The organism is Mesorhizobium sp. 1M-11 (genome assembly GCF_001303895.1).
Lineage (GTDB): Bacteria > Pseudomonadota > Alphaproteobacteria > Rhizobiales > Rhizobiaceae > Mesorhizobium.
In genome coordinates this window covers 145,592-164,311 of record NZ_LJSD01000029.1, presented here as the reverse complement: position 1 = coordinate 164,311, position 18,720 = coordinate 145,592, and the positions used below count along the sequence as shown (strand labels likewise).

Annotated in this window: 20 protein-coding genes; 8 read left to right on the top strand and 12 right to left on the bottom strand. The window is 62.3% G+C overall.

The window, feature by feature from the left end; all coding sequences use genetic code 11:
• Positions 1-104 precede the first annotated feature (104 nt).
• The 5 genes from sucD to mdh are packed head-to-tail and all read right to left on the bottom strand — an operon-like array spanning position 105 to position 4,071.
• Positions 105-1,007, bottom strand: a complete 903-nt coding sequence (gene sucD, locus AO692_RS12695) for a succinate--CoA ligase subunit alpha (protein ID WP_054310413.1) — start codon at positions 1,005-1,007, stop codon at positions 105-107.
• 11 nt (positions 1,008-1,018) lie between these two features.
• Positions 1,019-1,513 carry a DUF1579 family protein gene (locus tag AO692_RS12690; RefSeq protein WP_054310412.1) on the bottom strand — a complete coding sequence of 165 codons (495 nt, stop codon included), beginning with the start codon at positions 1,511-1,513 and terminating at the stop codon, positions 1,019-1,021.
• 4 nt (positions 1,514-1,517) lie between these two features.
• On the bottom strand, positions 1,518-1,889 hold the full coding sequence (locus AO692_RS12685) for a cupin domain-containing protein (RefSeq protein WP_054310411.1): 372 nt from the start codon (positions 1,887-1,889) through the stop codon (positions 1,518-1,520).
• 4 nt (positions 1,890-1,893) lie between these two features.
• Positions 1,894-3,087, bottom strand: a complete 1,194-nt coding sequence (gene sucC, locus AO692_RS12680) for an ADP-forming succinate--CoA ligase subunit beta (protein WP_054310410.1) — start codon at positions 3,085-3,087, stop codon at positions 1,894-1,896.
• Between the two features lie 15 nt (positions 3,088-3,102).
• A complete protein-coding gene (gene mdh / locus AO692_RS12675; protein ID WP_054310409.1) occupies positions 3,103-4,071 on the bottom strand; it encodes a malate dehydrogenase in 969 nt (322 codons plus the stop codon).
• Positions 4,072-4,290: 219 nt separating this feature from the next.
• Here mdh and AO692_RS12670 point away from each other — a divergent pair, with 219 nt between their 5' ends.
• Positions 4,291-4,719 (top strand): GNAT family N-acetyltransferase, encoded by a 429-nt coding sequence (locus AO692_RS12670; protein ID WP_054310408.1) that lies wholly within the window; start codon positions 4,291-4,293, stop codon positions 4,717-4,719.
• On the opposite strand, the gene zapE is transcribed toward AO692_RS12670, so the two are convergent.
• Together zapE and AO692_RS12660 are read right to left on the bottom strand one after the other, a co-directional pair.
• Positions 4,716-5,900: a cell division protein ZapE gene (gene zapE / locus AO692_RS12665; protein ID WP_054310407.1), complete on the bottom strand. Its 1,185-nt coding sequence runs from the start codon at positions 5,898-5,900 to the stop codon at positions 4,716-4,718. The genes AO692_RS12670 and zapE overlap by 4 nt on opposite strands.
• A gap of 45 nt (positions 5,901-5,945) precedes the next feature.
• The gene (locus AO692_RS12660) at positions 5,946-6,488 is read right to left on the bottom strand and encodes an AprI/Inh family metalloprotease inhibitor (protein WP_054310406.1); all 543 of its coding nucleotides are present in this window, start codon (positions 6,486-6,488) and stop codon (positions 5,946-5,948) included.
• Between the two features lie 261 nt (positions 6,489-6,749).
• On the opposite strand from AO692_RS12660, the gene AO692_RS32240 reads away from it, so the two are divergent.
• The 6 genes from AO692_RS32240 (at position 6,750) to AO692_RS33390 (ending at position 12,146) form a co-directional block, all read left to right on the top strand.
• Complete coding sequence (locus AO692_RS32240; RefSeq protein WP_082407340.1) at positions 6,750-6,911, top strand: DUF1328 family protein; 162 nt, start codon at positions 6,750-6,752, stop codon at positions 6,909-6,911.
• 83 nt (positions 6,912-6,994) lie between these two features.
• Complete coding sequence (dapF, locus tag AO692_RS12655; RefSeq protein WP_054310405.1) at positions 6,995-7,876, top strand: diaminopimelate epimerase; 882 nt, start codon at positions 6,995-6,997, stop codon at positions 7,874-7,876.
• Complete coding sequence (mtaB, locus tag AO692_RS12650; protein WP_054310404.1) at positions 7,876-9,177, top strand: tRNA (N(6)-L-threonylcarbamoyladenosine(37)-C(2))-methylthiotransferase MtaB; 1,302 nt, start codon at positions 7,876-7,878, stop codon at positions 9,175-9,177. Before dapF ends, mtaB begins: the two co-directional genes overlap by 1 nt.
• Positions 9,178-9,191: 14 nt before the next feature.
• Positions 9,192-11,171 (top strand): signal recognition particle-docking protein FtsY, encoded by a 1,980-nt coding sequence (gene ftsY / locus AO692_RS12645; RefSeq protein WP_210168297.1) that lies wholly within the window; start codon positions 9,192-9,194, stop codon positions 11,169-11,171.
• Between the two features lie 3 nt (positions 11,172-11,174).
• Positions 11,175-11,822, top strand: a complete 648-nt coding sequence (locus AO692_RS12640) for a septation protein A (RefSeq protein WP_054310503.1) — start codon at positions 11,175-11,177, stop codon at positions 11,820-11,822.
• Positions 11,823-11,981: 159 nt separating this feature from the next.
• A complete protein-coding gene (locus AO692_RS33390) occupies positions 11,982-12,146 on the top strand; it encodes a hypothetical protein (protein ID WP_162839663.1) in 165 nt (54 codons plus the stop codon).
• Positions 12,147-12,244: 98 nt separating this feature from the next.
• Here AO692_RS33390 and AO692_RS12635 read toward each other — a convergent pair whose 3' ends face one another.
• The 5 genes from AO692_RS12635 to ccmA form a co-directional block, all read right to left on the bottom strand.
• Positions 12,245-13,135 (bottom strand): bile acid:sodium symporter family protein, encoded by an 891-nt coding sequence (locus AO692_RS12635; RefSeq protein ID WP_054310403.1) that lies wholly within the window; start codon positions 13,133-13,135, stop codon positions 12,245-12,247.
• A 178-nt stretch (positions 13,136-13,313) separates the two neighbouring features.
• Positions 13,314-13,892, bottom strand: a complete 579-nt coding sequence (locus AO692_RS12630) for a DsbE family thiol:disulfide interchange protein (RefSeq protein ID WP_054310402.1) — start codon at positions 13,890-13,892, stop codon at positions 13,314-13,316.
• 13 nt (positions 13,893-13,905) lie between these two features.
• The gene (gene ccmD / locus AO692_RS12625) at positions 13,906-14,073 is read right to left on the bottom strand and encodes a heme exporter protein CcmD (protein WP_054310401.1); all 168 of its coding nucleotides are present in this window, start codon (positions 14,071-14,073) and stop codon (positions 13,906-13,908) included.
• A 120-nt stretch (positions 14,074-14,193) separates the two neighbouring features.
• Positions 14,194-14,859, bottom strand: a complete 666-nt coding sequence (ccmB, locus tag AO692_RS12620; RefSeq protein WP_054310400.1) for a heme exporter protein CcmB — start codon at positions 14,857-14,859, stop codon at positions 14,194-14,196.
• On the bottom strand, positions 14,859-15,467 hold the full coding sequence (ccmA, locus tag AO692_RS12615) for a heme ABC exporter ATP-binding protein CcmA (RefSeq protein WP_054310502.1): 609 nt from the start codon (positions 15,465-15,467) through the stop codon (positions 14,859-14,861). Before ccmA ends, ccmB begins: the two co-directional genes overlap by 1 nt.
• A 389-nt stretch (positions 15,468-15,856) precedes the next feature.
• Here ccmA and acnA point away from each other — a divergent pair, with 389 nt between their 5' ends.
• Entirely contained in the window at positions 15,857-18,547 is a 2,691-nt protein-coding gene (gene acnA, locus AO692_RS12610; RefSeq protein WP_054310399.1) for an aconitate hydratase AcnA, read from the top strand.
• Positions 18,548-18,720 lie beyond the last annotated feature (173 nt).

Below are 18,720 nucleotides of genomic sequence, written 5' to 3'. Positions count from 1 at the left end.
TATCGGAGCTCAGCTCCGTCTCCTTTGTGAAGGGGAGTAGGGTAGTAAGGCAGTAGGGGAATGTGGTTTTTCCCGAATGCCTTACTGCCCCACTCCCTTACTCCTTAACCCTTGATCGCTTCGGCCAGCGTCGTGCCGAGGCGCGCCGGCGACGGCGACACGCGAATACCTGCCGATTCCATCGCTGCGATCTTGTCTTCCGCGCCGCCCTTGCCGCCCGAGATCACCGCGCCGGCGTGACCCATGGTGCGTCCGGCGGGAGCCGTGCGGCCGGCGATGAAACCGGCCATCGGCTTCTTGCGGCCACGCTTGGCTTCGTCCTTGAGGAACTGCGCGGCGTCTTCCTCGGCCGAACCGCCGATCTCGCCGATCATGATGATCGACTTGGTTTCGTCGTCGGCCAGGAACATCTCCAGCACGTCGATGAATTCGGTGCCCTTCACGGGATCGCCGCCGATGCCGACGGCAGTGGTCTGGCCGAGGCCAACATTGGAAGTCTGGAACACAGCTTCATACGTAAGCGTTCCCGAGCGCGAAACAACGCCCACAGATCCCTTCTTGAAGATGTTGCCGGGCATGATGCCGATCTTGCATTGTTCCGGCGTCAGGACGCCGGGGCAGTTCGGGCCGAGCAGCCGCGACCTGGAGTTTTCCAGCCGGGCCTTGACCCGCACCATGTCCAGCACCGGGATACCTTCGGTGATGCAGACGATGAGGGGGATCTCGGCGTCGATCGCCTCGATGATCGCCTCGGCCGCGCCTGCCGGCGGCACATAGACAACGGAAGCAGTAGCGCCGGTTCTTTCCTTGCCTTCGGCTACCGAAGCGAAGATCGGCAGGTTTTCACCCTTGGCGCCGGTCCAGGTCTCTCCGCCCTTCTTCGGGTGGATGCCGCCGACCATCTGCGTGCCGTAATAGGCCAGCGCCTGCTCGGTGTGGAAGGTGCCGGTCTTGCCGGTCAGGCCCTGAACCAGGATTTTGGTGTTCTTGTCGACGAGAATGGACATGCCCAACCTTTTTACGAGAGGGTGATGGAGGAAGGTGAAACGCGCCGGTAGACGCCATTCACCATGTCTTGCCAGACGTCACTGCCGGCCGCCTTGAATTCCAGGCGCATACGGTAGCTGTCGGCGGTATCGAAATTGTAGGTCGCGCGCGCCGTTCCGCGCGGCGAGGTCTTCACCAGCGCCAGTTCGTTGCCGCTCCAGGCGCCGGAGGCTGGAGCCGCCGGCACGAAGCCCATGGTGTCGAACTGATGCATGGTGCAGGTACCGTTCGGCTGATCGAAACCAAAGACGTTGTGCGAAGCAAAAGACGACTTGCCGTCACGGTTCTGCCGATAGCGCTGCACCACGAACAGACCGCCGAATTCGGGCTCGGCAACGATCTCCGCGGTAGCCTTGCCGGCCGGTGCCCATTGGGTGGCCGAGACCTCTTCCTCGCCGCGCCACGCGCCAACCAGCGCCTGCAGGCGCTGGTGGTCGGGCGAAAGCGTCGAAGAGGTACTGCTCATTGCCTTACAGCCGCTTCAGATCGGTAACTGTGAGGTCGCTCACTGCGTTGCCGGTGTTCAGCGTGGCTGCAGGTTCGAACATCAGCACCACCGGCTCGTGCGTGAGCGAGCGTGGGCGATGTTCCACGCCGCGCGGCACGACCAGAAAATCGCCCTCGTCGAGCTCGACGGCGCCATCACGGAAATCGAGCGCGATCTTGCCGCGCAGGACAAGAAAGGCTTCGTCCTCTTTTTCATGCGCGTGCCAGTCGAACTCGGCGCCGAACTTGGCGACCTTGGCCTGACTGTCATTCACATCACCCGCGACATGCGGATCGAAGACCTTTTCGATCTTCTCGTCCGCCGCGGAAACGAGGTTTATCTTGCGGGGAGGCACGATTTCAGCCCTTTACCGCCGCCACGATCTTCTTGGCAGCGTCGTCGAGATCGTCGGCCGGGGTGACGTTGAGGCCGCTCTCGCGGATGATCTTCTTTCCGAGCTCGACATTGGTGCCTTCGAGGCGCACGACCAACGGCACTTTCAGGCCCACTTCCTTGACGGCTGCGACGACACCCTCGGCGATGACATCGCATTTCATGATGCCGCCGAAGATGTTGACGAGGATGCCTTCGACCGCCGGGTCCTTGGTGATGATCTTGAAGGCGGCTGTCACCTTCTCCTTCGAGGCGCCGCCGCCGACGTCAAGGAAGTTGGCGGGCTCGGCGCCATAGAGCTTGATGATGTCCATCGTCGCCATGGCAAGGCCGGCGCCGTTGACCATGCAGCCGATATTGCCGTCGAGCGCGACATAGGCGAGATCGTATTTCGACGCCTCGATTTCCTTCTCGTCCTCTTCGGTCTCGTCCCGCAGCTCCATCATGTCGGCATGGCGAAACAGCGCATTGTTGTCGAAGGAGACCTTGGCGTCGAGCACGCGCAGGCGGCCGTCCTTCATGACGATGAGCGGGTTGACCTCGAGCAGGCTCATGTCCTTCTCGGTGAAAGCCTTGTAGAGCAGCGGGAACAGCGTTTCGCCATCCTTGGCCGCATCGCCCGAGAGCTTCAACGCTTCATTGAGCTTGGCGACGTCATCGCCGGTGACGCCCTTGGCGGGGTCGATCGCCAGGGTGACGATCTTTTCCGGCGTGTCGTGCGCGACGGTCTCGATGTCCATGCCGCCCTCCGTCGAAACGACGAAGGCGACGCGCCCAACCGAGCGGTCGACCAGGATCGACAGGTAAAGCTCGCGGTCGATATCAGCGCCGTCCTCGATGTAGAGGCGGTTGACCTGCTTGCCGGCGGGCCCCGTCTGCTTGGTCACCAGCGTGTGGCCGAGCATTTCGTTGACGTTCGAGACCACTTCGGCGATCGACTTGGCAAGCCGCACGCCGCCCTTGGCATCGGCGGACAGTTCCTTGAACTTGCCCTTGCCGCGGCCGCCGGCATGGATCTGGCTCTTCACGACATAGAGCGGTCCGGGCAGGCGCTTGGCGGCCGCTTCCGCGTCGCCTGCCTGGAACACCGGTACGCCTTCGGCGACCGGAGCGCCGAAACCCTTGAGAACCTGCTTTGCCTGATATTCGTGGATGTTCATTGGAACTGTCCCCGCTTACTTCTGACCGAGCTGCGGCGCGATCGCCACGCAGGCCTCGCACAGGCCCTTCACGGCTTCGACCGACTTCTCGAACATCTTCTCTTCGGTCTTGTTGAAGTCGAGCTCGATGATGCGCTCCACACCGCCGGCACCGATCACCACCGGCACGCCGACATAGGTGTCCTTGAGCCCGTACTGGCCGTTGAGGTGGGCGGCGCAAGGCAACACGCGCTTCTTGTCCTTCAGGTAGCTCTCGGCCATGGCAACCGCCGAGGCGGCCGGGGCGTAGTAGGCCGAGCCGGTCTTGAGCAGGCCGACGATCTCGCCGCCGCCCTTGCGGGTGCGCTCGACGATGGCGTCAAGCTTCTCCTGGCTGGTCCAGCCCATCTTGACGAGGTCCGGCAGCGGAATGCCGGCGACGGTGGAGTAGCGGGTCATCGGCACCATGTCGTCGCCATGGCCGCCGAGCGTCATGGCGCTGACGTCTTCGACCGAAACCTTGAATTCCTCGGCAAGGAAATAACGGAAGCGGGCGGAGTCCAGCACGCCGGCCATGCCGACCACATGGCTCTTCGGCATGCCGGAGAACTTCTGCAGTGCCCAGACCATCGCGTCGAGCGGGTTGGTGATGCAGATGACAAAAGCGTTCGGGGCATATTTCTTGATGCCGGCGCCGACCTGCTCCATCACCTTGAGGTTGATGCCGAGCAGATCGTCGCGGCTCATGCCGGGCTTGCGCGGCACGCCGGCCGTAACGATGCACACGTCAGCGCCTTCGATGCCGGCATAGTCGTTGACGCCGACATAGCGGGCATCGAAGCCGTCGACCGGCGAGGATTCTGCAATATCCAGTCCCTTGCCCTGAGGAATGCCTTCTGCGATGTCGAACAGGACGACGTCGCCAAGTTCCTTCAGGCCGATCATGTGAGCGAGCGTGCCGCCAATCATGCCGGAGCCGATGAGCGCTATCTTGTTGCGTGCCATGTGAGGATCAATTCCCTTGTCTAAAGACGGCGCCATTGCGGCGTCGGAGGAGAGGCCGGTAGGATCGGGAAACCCGCGAGATTTCGCCGCACCCAATAGTCCCGTTGTCGAAAAAATTCAAACGATTATTTTGAGGCTAAATATTTCAATCGGTTAGATTGTTTTGGATTTACGTAAACGTCAAAATTCGAACCTGCTTATGAAGGAAACGTCCGCATCATGCCCATAGAGATCAGAAGATTGTTGCCGGGTGATGACGCCTTCCTCGAACGGGTTGCCGAAGAGGTCTTCGACGAACCGATCGAACCAGCCAGGCTGGCAGCCCATCTGGCGGCACCGGGCCATCTGATGATCGTGGCCCTGGCGGATGGATTGGTCGTCGGGCAATGCGCAGCGGTGATCCATCGGCATCCCGACAAGCCGACCGAACTTTACGTCGACGAAGTCGGCGTTTCGCCCGCGTTTCAGCGCCAGGGCGTCGCCCGCAGCATGCTTGCCGCAATGTTCGCGCTTGGCCGCGAACTCGGGTGCGAAGAAGCCTGGGTCGGCACCGAGCCGGACAATATCGCTGCACGCGCGCTCTATGAGAACCTGCCGGAAAGCGGCGAACCGGCGGAGAGCTTCGTGATGTATGTCTACAAACTCTAGCCGGCCACGACCTGCTTCGCCTGCCTTTCGGACCAAGCCTCCAGCCAGTCCTTGCTCTGCATCTCGATGAGGCGGGAAACGGTGCGGTCGAATTCGAACGCTTCGGTTGTACCGGCACGGCCGGCGTAAAGTTTGTCCGCCGTCGTTTCGGCACTCACCACCACGCGCTTCTTCGTATCGTACAGCGTGTCCACCAGCAGGATGAAACGTTTCGCGGGGTTGCGGCGCGTCTGGTCGAGCACCGGCACGTGATCGATGAAGATCGTGTCGAAGCGCCCGGCAATCGCCAGATAATCGCGTGCACCAAGCGGTGCGTCGCACAGGTCCGCGAAGGAGAAGCGCGCGCAGGAGCCGACCGCAAGGGGAACCGTCACATGTCGGCCCTTGAGCGGAATCTCCAGAGAAGAGGCGAAATGGCCGCGGGTGACGGCATGCCAGGCTTCGTCCATCCTGCGGTCGGCGTCCTCGTCCAGCGGGGACATGTAGACCGGCAGCCGGTTGAGTTTTTCCAGCCGGTAGTCGGTGTCGGAATCCAGGGTCACCACATCGGCATGGCGTTCCAGGATCGCAATGAAGGGCAGGAAAAGCTGGCGGTTGAGGCCGTCGCGGTAGAGATCGCGGGGCGCCACATTGGAGGTGGCCACCAGCACCACACCATTGGCGAACAGCGCGGAAAACAGCCGCGAGAGAATCATGGCGTCGGCAATATCGGTGACCGTGAATTCGTCGAAACACAGCACCCATGATTCTTCGGCCAGAGCCTTGGCGACCGGCGGGATCGGATCGTCTTCCTTGACTGTGCCTTCCTTGCGGGCCTGCCGGTGCTTCTGGATGCGGTCCTGCACGTCGGTCATGAAGTCGTTGAAATGGACACGTCGCTTGCGCCTGACCGGCACGAGTTCGAAGAAGAGGTCCATCAGCATGGTCTTGCCGCGGCCGACGCCGCCATAGACATAGAGACCCTTCACGACGGCAGGGGTGCGGGGTCGCTTTGCAAACAACCAGCCCAGGGCGCTGGATTTCTGTGCCAGCCGCTTGTCGGCGATCTCGTCGATGAGGCGGTCGAACCGCCCCACGATACGTTCCTGTATGGGATCGCGCGTAATAGCACCGGTCTCGACCAGATGATCGTAGCGCTGCCTGACGGTTACGTGGGTCTGGAGGCCGTCACGCACATGCATGATGTCTGGTCACCGGATAGGGATAGGAGATGCCTATCCCCGGTCTTATCTGGAAAGCGAGATCGGCTGGCCGTTCGAGGTCTGGCCGTCGAATTTGGTCGGGCTCGAAGAATAGAGCCTGGCCAGCGTGCCGCCGTCCTGATCGTAAAGGGTCAGCTGCTTGCCTGCGACGTTCCACGACTTGACGTTGTCGATCGGTGGCGGGCAGCGCAGCGGACCGGCACGGTAGCCCTGGCCGAACTTGGTCTGTGGCGTCGCCACCTTGCAGCCCTGGCCGGCGACCGAGGCGCTCCACACGCCGGCAATGGCCGAAGCGGTGAGATCGGGTGCGTTGGCTGGCGGGGTGGTGCCGCCGCCCGGCGGCAGCGAGGCGACCTGGCTATTGCCCGGTGCCGTCGGGAATTTGGAGGCGTCGGTCGGAGCCGGAGTGGCCGGGGGAGGCAGCTGGCTGGAAGAAACGGTACCGGAAGGCTGCGGCTCGAGCGGAGCGGGCTGAGGCTCCTCCGAGCCAAAGCGCGTGCTGGTACAGCCGCTGGCAAAAAGTGCGGCAAGCGATACGGCAACAAGACCGGATCTCGACAGGATCATGGCAACCTCCGCGGCCCGAAACGGGCGCCGTCCAAAGAAAATGCGCCTTCAACCAAAACGGCGAAGGCGGCAGAATTTCAACCCGATATGGTTAAAATAGGGTTTGTGTTGCCATCTGTTGCATTTTTATCGCAACCGGAAGCCGTGACGAAACCACGGATTGCAGCGCTTCCAACCCCTCACGCGCCCGCCATTTCTGGGAACCCGGCATTCGAAGCGGCGTTTGACCAAGGTCGGTTCATCGATTGCAAGGGTAACGAAATGATCAAATGGATTCTCATCCTGCTCATCATCGCCGCTGCGGCGAGCTTGCTCGGCATGCCGGCATTGGCTGGTGCCGCGGCAACAGGCGCGCGCATCCTGATCGCCATCGTGCTGGTCCTGTTCCTGCTCATCCTTCTCGGCGTCTTTGCCGTCACTTGACGCAGCCGTTCCGCAGGCGGACTGGTAATTTCCGGCTGTTTCCGCCATATAGCGCCGAACAGACGTGTAATTTCAGGACCACTATGGCTGGCGCGGCTCCCTTCGCCAAGATGAACGGCATCGGCAACGAGATCATCGTTGCCGACATGCGTGGTCGCGCCGATCGCGTGACGGCTGTAGCGGCGCTTGTCCTGAATGCCGACCCCGCGACGCGTTTCGACCAGATCATGGCGATTTACGATGCCAAGACTCCCGGCACGGCCTATTTCGTCGAAATCCTGAATTCGGATGGATCGTTGGCGCAGGCCTGCGGCAACGGCATGCGCTGCGTGGTGCAGGCGCTGGCTGCCGAAACCGGCGAGACGATGTTCACCTTCGAGACCGTCGCAGGCATACTCAATGCCAAGCAACATGCCGACGGGCTGATCTCGGTCGACATGGGCAAGCCGCGTTTCGGCTGGCAGGAAATTCCGCTGGCGGAGGAATTTCGCGATACCCGCATGATCGAACTGCAGATCGGGCCGATCGACGCGCCGGTGCTGCATTCACCCTCGGCCGTTTCGATGGGCAACCCGCATGCGATCTTCTGGGTTGATAACGACGTCTGGAGCTATGAGCTCGAGCGTTTCGGCCCGATGCTGGAAAACCATCCGATGTTCCCGGAGCGTGCCAACATCAGCATTGCTCAGGTGACGTCTCCCGACAGCATGATCATCCGCACCTGGGAGCGCGGCGCGGGTCTGACCAAGGCCTGCGGCTCCGCCGCCTGCGCCGCCGCGGTTGCCGGGGCGCGCACCAAGCGCACCGGGCGCAGCATCAATCTCACCGCGCCGGGCGGCCAATTGCATGTCGAATGGCGCGACGATGACAATGTCGTCCTGACTGGGCCGGCCGAATGGGAATTCTCCGGTACCTTTGATCCGGCCAACGGCGCCTGGACGCGCGACACCGAGAGCGCCGCCTGATGCCTGCAACACCCGCCAAGGGGATCGAAGTCGTCACCTTCGGTTGCCGACTCAACACCTATGAATCCGAAGTGATGCGCCGCGAAGCGGAGAGCGCCGGCCTTGGCGCCCTGAAGGGCGGCGCCATCATCTTCAACACATGTGCCGTCACCGGCGAAGCGGTGCGCCAGGCCAAGCAGTCGATCCGCAAGGCACGGCGCGAGAACCCCGAGGCCCGCATCATCGTTACCGGCTGCGCCGCCCAGACCAAGCCGCAGGATTTTTCGGCCATGGGCGAGGTGGATCTTGTGCTCGGCAACGAGGAGAAGCTCAAGGCGCATAACTACCGCGCCTTGCCCGACTTTGGCGTCAATGATTTCGAAAAGGCCCGCGTCAACGACATCATGTCGGTGAAGGAGACGGCCTCGCATATGGTCGATGCCATCGAGGGCCGCGCGCGCGCCTTCGTGCAGGTACAGAATGGCTGCGACCATCGCTGCACCTTCTGCATCATCCCTTACGGACGCGGCAATTCGCGCTCGGTGCCGATGGGTGCCGTGGTGGAACAGATCAAGCGGCTGGCCGGCAACGGTTATGCTGAAATCGTGCTTTCCGGCGTCGACATGACCAGCTACGGCGCTGATCTGCCGGGCGCGCCAAGGTTGGGCAAGCTCGTGAAAACCATCCTGCGCCAGGTGCCGGAAGTGAAGCGGCTGCGCCTGTCGTCCATCGATTCGATCGAGGCGGACGCCGATCTGCTGGAAACGATCGCCACAGAAAACCGGCTGATGCCGCATCTGCACCTGTCGTTGCAGTCGGGCGACGACATGATCCTCAAGCGCATGAAGCGGCGCCACCTGCGCGACCAATCGATCCAGTTCTGCGAGGATGTGCGAAAGCTGCGGCCCGGTATCGTCTTCGGTGCCGACATCATTGCCGGCTTCCCGACCGAAACGGACGAGATGTTCGAAAACTCGATTGCAATCGTCGAGGAATGCGGCCTGACCCATCTGCACGTTTTCCCGTTCAGCCCGCGCGAAGGCACGCCAGCGGCCCGCATGCCCCAGGTGCGGCGCGAGGTGGTGAAGAGCCGTGCGGCCCGGCTGCGCGCAGTGGGTGATGCGGCTTACGCCAGGCACCTGGCATCCCTGGGCGGTACCACGCAGTCGATCCTCATCGAACGCGAAGGTCTCGGCCGCACCGAGGGCTTTACGCTGGCGGCGATTGCGGCCGGTCAGCCCGGCGAAATCATCGAGGCGGTGGTGACTGGCCATGACGGCGCCCGGCTCGACGCCGCGCCGTTGACTGCGCGCGCAGCCTGAAACGAGCGGAACGCATGGCATTCGGGTTCATCAAGAAAGTCTTTTCCTTCGGCAGGAAGGAAGTGGTGGAGGAAAAGGTCGACGAGACCGCCCCACTGCCGCCGCTCAATCTGGATGCGCTGGAAGCACTCAAGCCCGCCGCCGAACAGGAAGTCCCCGATTTCCTGAAACGCGAAGAGCAAGCCGAAGCCATACCGGCTCCGGAACCGGCCGCGCCTGAGCCAGAAAAAATCAAACCAGCGGCGCCTGAAGCCAAGGCGCCTGACGAAGAACCGATCGAGACTGCCGCCGAGCAGAAAGCCCCTGATTTCCTGAAGCGTGAAGAGCAGGCCGAGGCCATACCGGCTCCGGAACCGGTCGCGCCTGCGCTTGAAAAGATCGAACCAGCGGCGCCTGCAGCCAAGGCGCCTGTCGAAGAATCGATCGAGGCTGCTGCTGAACCGGAGGCGTCGACAGCTCAGGTCGAACAACCGACAATTGTCGAGGTTGCGCCCGAGCCGGAGGAAGAAGAGGCGCCGGCGGAACCCGCGGCAGAGCTTGAGCGGGAAGCCGAACCGGAAGTGCCGGAGCCGGCGACGGAAGAGCCCGAAGAGGTGTCGGCAGCACAGACCGAGGCTGTGCAGGCAGAGGTGGCTGCCGAGTCCGAGCCCGCAGCGCCTGTTGGGGAACCGGAACCTGTCGCCGAAATCGAGGCAAAGCCCGAACCGGAAGCGGATACCGCAGTCGAGCCAATTTCCGTAGCGCCGGAAAGCGAGCTGGAGGTCGAACGGGCCGAGCCGGAAAAGCAGCCCGAGACACAACAGGCTGAGGAAGAACCTGCGACGGCGGTCGAGCCTGAGAGTGTCGTCGAGGAGGTGCCGCAGGCGGAAACCGAGGCGGCGGTGGAAACGGCCGAGGTCGAGCCGGCATCTGAAGCAGTTGCGCCCGAAGCGGCGGAAACACCCAAGGTTGAAGCGCCCGAGCCGCCGATCTCCGTTGCGGAGCAGGCCGCAGCCCGTTCAACCGCCGGCAAGGTTACCGTCAGCAAGAAGGTCGAGCAGAAGGCCGAGCCCACGAAGGCCCCGGAACCGGTGGCGAAGCGCTCGTGGTTCCAGCGCATGCGCGAGGGACTGGCCCGTTCTTCGCGTGAGCTGAGCGGCAACATTGCCGGCGTCTTCACCAAGCGGAAGCTGGATGAGGAGACGCTGCAGGATCTGGAAGACGTGCTGATCCGCGCTGACCTTGGTGTGGAAACAGCGCTGCGGGTCACCGACTCGCTGGCCTCCAGCCGCTACGGCAAGGACGTTTCCGACACGGAAGTGCGTGCGGTGATGGCCGCCGAGGTGGAAAAGGTGCTGGGGCCGGTGGCCAAGCCGCTGGAGCTCGACCTGTCGCACAAGCCGCATGTCATCCTCGTGGTCGGCGTCAACGGCACCGGCAAAACCACCACCATCGGCAAGCTGGCCGCCAAGCTCACCGACGGCGGGCTTTCGGTGATGCTGGCCGCCGGCGATACGTTCCGGGCCGCGGCAATCGAACAGCTCAAGATCTGGGGCGAACGCACCAAATCGCCCGTCATCGCCACCAAGCTCGGCGCCGACGCCGCCGGTCTTGCCTATGATGCCTTCGAGAAGGCCAAGGAGGCCGGCTCCGACGTCCTGATCATCGACACGGCCGGCCGCCTGCAGAACAAGGCCGAGCTGATGGCGGAACTGGAAAAGATCGTGCGCGTTCTGGGCAAGCTCGATCCGGAAGCGCCGCACACGGTGCTGCAGACGGTGGATGCGACCACCGGCCAGAACGCACTCAACCAGGTCGAGATCTTCCGCAACATCGCCGGTGTGAACGGACTGGTGATGACGAAGCTGGACGGCACGGCGCGCGGCGGTATTCTGGTCGCAATTGCCGCTAAACATAAACTGCCGGTCTACTTTATCGGTGTCGGCGAGCAGGTCGATGACCTTGAACCTTTTTCCGCCAGCGATTTCGCCAGGGCGATCGCCGGCGTTGGATAGATGATGAACGAACCCATTCTCGAACAAGACCCATCCGACCCGCGCAAGAAGGCCTTGAATCCCGGCCTGAAGTTCCTGCTGGAACTCGGCCCGGGCCTCGTCTTCTTCTTTGTGACGTTGCGCGGTGAGTGGCTGGCGCAGAAGTTCCCGGTGCTGGCAGAGCTCGGCGAGCCGATCCTGATCGCTACCGCCTTCTTCATGGCAGCGACCGCGATTTCGCTGACCGTTTCCTGGCTTTTGACACGCAGCTTGCCGATCATGCCGCTGGTATCGGCGGTCGTTGTTTTCGTGTTCGGCGCGCTGGCGATCTGGCTGCAGGACAAGACCTTCGCCTTCATGAAACCGACCATCATCAATTCGCTGTTCGGGGCCGTCCTGCTGGGCGGGCTGTTGTTCGGCAAGTCGCTGCTCGCCTATGTCTTCGATACCGCCTTCAAGCTCGATGCCGAGGGGTGGCGCAAGCTCACTTTCCGATGGGGCCTGTTCTTCTTCTTCCTCGCCGTGGTCAACGAAGTGGTGTGGCGCAACTTCTCCGAGAACACCTGGCTGTACTTCAAGGTGTGGGGCATCATGCCGATCACGCTGGTTTTCACCTTCAGTCAGATGCCGTTGATCATGCGGCATTCCGTCGAAGAACAGCCCGAAAAATAGCCCTTCAATCGATTAATTCGGCATTAACCGGCCATGCGCGAGGCGCAATGCTGCATTGCAGCATCTTGTTTTGCAATGCACACGAACTATGTCATGGTGGAATTGAAAAGGGAGGACTAACCGCCGCGTAACAGTGGCCACCAGCGAAGGAATTTCGCCATGATCCTCGACCTCGTTTCCCGTGCCCGTGACAGCATGGCCAAGCGCAAGCGCTACAACCAGCTCGTCAACGAAATCCAGGGCCTCACCGACCGCGACCTTGCCGACTTCAACGGCAATCGCGCCGAGATGCTCTACAATGTCCGCAGGCAGATCTACGGCTGAGCCCGTTCATCCCCGGTCCGGCTGAGAAAGTTCTCGACCGACCAGCAGCGGAAATGTCTGGAACCCGAAAGCCGGCCGGCTTTCGGGTTCTTTGCATATCAGGACAAGTGTCGTGCGGCGGCCGGGTCGGTCTGCGCCCGCTTCAGCCAATAGCCGAAGATCGCAGCGGTAACGAAGGCGATGACCCCGTAGATCGCCGCCGGCACGGCCATCGTCGCATTGTTAAGCAGAAGCGGGCTGAGCGCGATGGCGATCGCCAGCGTGCCGTTGTGGATGCCGATCTCCATGCCGATGGCGGTCGCTTGCCGCCGGTCAATGCCGGTGGCACGCGGCACGCAATAGCCGACCGCCAGGCTGACGAGGTTGAAGGCGAGCGCGGCGAGACCGACCACCGGACCCCAGGTAACGGCTGTTTCCCATTCCTGGACAAGCGCCACCAGAACCACCGCGAACAGGAACAGCATCGACAGGATCTTCACCGGCTGCGCCATGCGTGCGGCGAATTCCGGGAAGCGGCTGCGCAGCCACATGCCGATCAGAACCGGTCCGAGCACGATGACGAACACCTGCACGACCTTTGCGAACTGCAGCGGGATAGCCTGGTCGCCCGTCATGAAATGCGCGAGCGACCAATTGACGATCAAGGGCAGCGTGACGATCGACAGCGCCGAGTTGATCGCCGTCAGCGTGATGTTGAGTGCTACGTCGCCACCGGCGAGATGGCTGTAGAGATTGGCCGATGTACCGCCGGGGCTGGCCGCCAGCAGCATCATGCCGACAGCCAAGGCGGGTTCCAGCTTGAACAGATAAACCAGAGCAAGGCAGGCCAGCGGAAGGATCAGCGTCTGGCAGAGCAGGGCTACGATCACAGCCTTTGGTTTCTGGAGAACGTTGCGGAAATCCTGGAGCGTCAGCGACAGGCCGAGGCCCAGCATGATGACGCCGAGCGCAAGCGGCAGAAAGATCGTCAGCGCGGAACTATCCTGCATCGAAGTCCCCTCCCCTTTTAAGCTGCGCGCGCCGTTGTGGCGCCCTCCCTTGCAGCCATTGCGGGAAAGGTAATCGAAAAGCTGGTCGCGGCCTATCAGGCAGGCAGCCAAGCAGGCTTACCATACGTCAAGTTGGTGGATGGGCAGATGCGGGTGTAAAGCGCCTTCGCGCCGAGGCTTAGTCGGCCGCCAGCGCCTTTTCGATTTCGGGCAGAAGCAGTGCCTTGGCGGTCTGAGGGGTCAGCGGCCCGACATATTTGAAGGCGACCTTGCCATCCTTGTCGATCAGGAAGGTTTCAGGCACGCCATAGACACCCCAGTTGATCGCGGCGCGGCCGTTTTCATCGACGCCGATGACATTGAACGGATTGCCGAGTTCGCCGAAGAAGCGGCGCGCATTTTCCGGCTTGTCCTTGTAATTCAGCGCCGCCATCACGAAGCGCTTGTCCTGGGCGAGGCCCATCAGCACCGGATGCTCCTCGCGGCAGGGCACACACCACGAGGCGAACACGTTGAGCAGCGTGACCTGGCCTTCGAACTCGGACGAATCCAGGCCTGGCAGGCTGCTTCCCTCCAGCGGCGGCAGGTTCGTCTCCGGCGCGTCCTGACCGATGAGCGCCGAAGGGATGGCGGAGATATCCCGCCCGGACAGCAACTGGGACAGGAACAGGCCAGCGAGTCCGAGGAAGATCGCCAGCGGCAACAGCAGAATCGGTTTGAAACGACGGCGCGCGGGCGCCTCTGTCTGGTCGCTCACAACAGCACCGCTTTCATGATCTGCCCGTCTTGTCCGAACGGCGGCGAACGCCGGCTGCTTCCAGTTCAGCGAGTTCCCGATTGCGGGCCCGCTGGTCGAGCAGGATCCAGCCGATCAGTCCGGCCAAAGCAATGACGGTGATGCCGTAGGCGGCGGTTACATAAAGAGCGTGTGCACTCATACGAGGCCTCGTGCGCAACGGCTGGCGCGCCAGCTTTCTTTGCCTTTGGCAATCATGCCTACCCTTAGCCCCCGCTCCCGGACAGCGCAATCTGCCGCCGCGCCGCACCCTAAAGGGTCGTCAATCGCCGCTGTGGCGCAATGCCAGGGCGGCCGCGACCGGTCCAACCACCGCCAGAAACAACGTCAGCGCGGCAAGAATGAGGAAAGGCTGAAAAAAAGGATCGGGGTCGTTGACGGCGCCGTAGCTGGCCGAGACGCCAAAGATCAGCACCGGAATGGTGATCGGCAGAACCAGTACCGAAATCAGCAGGCCGCCGCGCGGCAGTGCCACTGCCACCGCCGCCCCAGCCGCGCCAATGAAGGTGATGGCAGGGGTGCCGACCAGCAGGGTCAATGCGGTGGCGCCGATGCCGGTCGGGTTCATGTTCATGAACAGGCCGAGCAGGGGCGAGGCCACGACCAGCGGCAGCACGCTGACTGTCCAGTGCGCCAGGCATTTGACGAAGACGGTGAAGGCCAGCATGTGGCGATCGCGGTTGAGCACGAGCAGGTCGAGCGAGCCGTCCTCGCGTTCGGCCTGGAACAAGCGATCAAGGCCAAGCAAGGAGGCGAGCAGAGCGCCGATCCAAAGGATGGCCGGACCGATGCGGGCGAGCAGGTTGAGGTCTGGGCCGACGCCGAAGGGAATGGTGGCGATGACGGCGAGAAAGAAGATGACACCGGTCAGCGCACCGCCGCCGGCGCGAATGCCCAATCTGAGGTCGCGGAGATAAAGGGCGAGCATCAGGATTGCCTCCCCATCTCCAAGGTCTTTGCCCTTTCAAGTCCCAGAGGCAGGTGGGTCGCGGCCATGACGATACCGCCGGCCGCACAATGCGTGCCCATCAGGCCGGTGAACCGTTGTTCCGATGCCTTGTCCAGACCCGCGGTCGGTTCGTCCAGAAGCCAGAGCGGTCGATGCGAGACGAGCAGCTTGGCGATGGCGGCACGCCGGCGCTGGCCGGTGGAGAGATAACCGAAAGGCAAATGGCCGATACCGTCCAACCCGACCGCGTCGAGGGCTTCGCCGATGTCGAGCCGGCCCTTCCCGCAGAATTGCTGCCAGAAGACGAGATTCTCCGTCACCGTCAGCGCCGTTTTCATCGCGTTCTGGTGACCGAGATAGTGGCAGGCGGAAGCGATGCTTGGAAATGTCTCGTCTACCTCGGCGATCCGCACGCTGCCGCGGGCGGCTGGCAGGAAGCCGGCAACGACGCGCAGCAGTGTCGACTTGCCCGAACCGTTGGGGCCGGTGATCACAAGGCTCTCGCCGTCTTCGACGGAAAAGTCGATATCTTCGAAAACTGGCTCGCCGCCGCGCTCTCCGCTCAGATTTTCGGCGATCAGCCGCATCATTTCCCCTTCGTCGAAAGCCTGAACGGCAGCGCGTTGCGTCGCAACAAAAATGCCAATTCCGTGTCTAGAGCGTTTCCGCTCTTAGCGGAAACGCTGAAACGCTCTAACTCATTATTTTTACGCAATTCCGGACGCAAAACTGCTACGCACTTTTGCTGGAATTGCTCTAGACTATTCAACGATTTTCTCTATATGCACCCTTACCAACCCCAGCGGTCGGGGAAGGCAAACACATTTGCGCCGAACCAGCGCACGCGCCGCCTTGAACGGCTCGGGTTGCTTGGGAGCGGACAGCGGAAATGGCCGTACCCGCACCTTTGCGCGTGATGAGCATGCCCATCGGAGTCCGTTCCCTTTCAGGCTGAACAGACAAGGATGGATCGCTCGTGTCCAAATCAATCGACAGTTTCAATTGCCGCCGGACCCTGACCGCAGGTGGCGGAGAATATGTGTATTTCGACCTCACCGAAGCCGAGAAGAACGGCCTGGCCGGGGTCTCAAAGCTTCCCTATTCGATGAAGGTTCTGCTGGAGAACCTGCTTCGCAACGAAGACGGCCGCTCCGTCACCAAGGAAGCAATTCAGGCGGTTGCTGCCTGGCTGACGGACAAGGGAACCGCCGGCGTAGAGATTGCCTATCGTCCGGCGCGTGTGCTGATGCAGGATTTCACCGGAGTTCCGGCGGTGGTCGATCTGGCCGCCATGCGCGACGGCATCGCGGCTCTCGGCGGCGATCCGCAGAAGATCAATCCACTCGTGCCTGTGGACCTGGTCATCGATCACTCGGTCATCGTTGACGAGTTCGGAACGCCGATGGCGTTCGCCCGCAATGTCGAATTGGAATATGAGCGCAACGAAGAGCGCTACAAGTTCCTGAAATGGGGCCAGCAGGCGTTCCGCAACTTCCGCGTCGTGCCGCCCGGCACCGGCATCTGCCACCAGGTCAATCTCGAATATCTCGGCCAGGTCGTGTGGACCAGCGATGAAGATGGCGAAACGGTCGCCTATCCGGACACTTGCGTCGGCACCGATTCACACACCACCATGATCAATGGTCTGGGCGTGCTGGGCTGGGGCGTCGGCGGCATCGAGGCCGAGGCCGCCATGCTTGGCCAGCCGGTCTCCATGCTTCTGCCCGAGGTTATCGGCTTCAAACTCACCGGCAAGCTGAAGGAAGGCGTGACCGCCACCGACCTGGTGCTCACCGTCACCCAGATGCTGCGCAAGAAGGGCGTTGTCGGCAAGTTCGTCGAGTTCTTCGGCCCCGGCCTTTCCAACATGACGCTGGCCGACCGCGCCACCATCGGCAACATGGCGCCCGAATATGGCGCGACCTGCGGCTTCTTCCCCGTCGATGGCGAGACCGTGCGGTATCTTACCATGTCCGGCCGTTCGGAAGACCGCATCGCGCTGGTCGAGGCCTATTCGAAGGCGCAAGGCATGTGGCGTCACGATGGTTCGGCCGACCCGGTCTTCACCGACATGCTCGAACTCGATCTCGGTTCCGTGGTGCCGTCGATGGCTGGCCCGAAGCGGCCTGAAGGCCGTGTCGCACTGGAAGACATCCCGGCCGGCTTCGCCAAGGCGATGGAGACCGAGTACAAGAAGGCCGCCGAAATCCACAAGCGCTACGCGGTCGAGGGTACCGATCACGATCTCGGCCACGGCGATGTCGTCATTGCCGCCATCACCTCCTGCACCAACACGTCCAACCCGTCGGTGCTGATCGGCGCCGGCCTGCTTGCCCGCAACGCCAATCGCCTGGGCCTCAAGCAGAAGCCGTGGGTGAAGACCTCGCTGGCGCCAGGTTCGCAGGTTGTCGCGGAATATCTGGAGAAGTCCGGCCTGCAGAAGGAACTCGACCAGATCGGCTTCAACCTGGTCGGCTTTGGCTGCACCACCTGCATCGGCAACTCCGGCCCGCTGCCGGGCCCGATCTCCAAGACCATCAACGACAAGGGCCTGATCGCAGCCGCGGTCTTGTCCGGCAACCGCAACTTCGAGGGTCGCGTGTCACCGGATGTGCAGGCGAACTATCTCGCCTCGCCGCCTCTGGTGGTCGCCCATGCGCTCGCCGGCACCGTCACCAAGGACCTCACCAAGGAGCCGATCGGCGAAGACAAGAACGGCAAGCCGGTCTACCTCAAGGACATCTGGCCGACCTCGGCCGAGATCCAGGAATTCATCGAGAAGAACGTCACGCGCGAGCTGTTTGCCCGCAAATATGCCGACGTCTTCAAGGGTGACGAGAACTGGCAGAAGGTGCAGGCCCCAAGCGGCCAGACCTATGCCTGGGACGACAAGTCGACCTATGTGCAGAACCCGCCTTACTTCGCGGGCATGGGCAGCAAGCCGGGCCATATCAGCGACATCAAGGGCGCGCGGGTGCTCGGTCTGTTCGGCGACAAGATCACCACCGACCACATCTCGCCGGCGGGCTCGATCAAGGCGGCTTCGCCCGCTGGCAAGTACCTCACCGACAATGGCGTCGGCGTCGCTGACTTCAACCAGTATGGCACGCGCCGCGGCAATCATGAGGTGATGATGCGCGGCACCTTCGCCAACATCCGCATCCGCAACCACATGCTGGGCGAGAACGGGCGCGAGGGCGGCTACACCATCCACTATCCGTCCAAGGAAGAGATGTCGATCTACGACGCGGCCATGGAATACCGCAAGGAAGGCGTGCCGCTGGTGATCTTCGCCGGTGTCGAATACGGCAACGGCTCGTCGCGCGACTGGGCGGCCAAGGGCACCAACCTGCTCGGCGTGCGTGCGGTGATCGCTCAGTCCTTCGAGCGTATCCATCGCTCGAACCTGGTCGGTATGGGCGTCATCCCCTTCACCTTCGAGGACGGCACGTCCTGGGCTTCGCTCAACCTGAAGGGTGACGAGCTGGTCGAGATCGACGGGCTCGAAACCATCAAGCCGCGTCAGAAGATGGTCGCCAAGGTCACTTTCGCCGACGGCACGGTCAAGAACGTTCCGATCCTGTGCCGCATCGATACGCTCGACGAGCTCGACTACTACAAGAATGGCGGCATCCTGCAGTATGTCTTGAGGGATCTTGCTGCCTGATAGTGGTTGAAAGATCCAAGAATAGGCCGCCGGAACGAAAGTTCCGGCGGTTTTGTTTTGAGGAAAAGACTGTTTTGTTAAGCTGAGAATTTCACCGCAACGTGACTTCCCGTTGACCGCGGCTTCTGGCAGATATTTTAACAAACACGAACGAGCCGGCTTAGCCGGCGGGA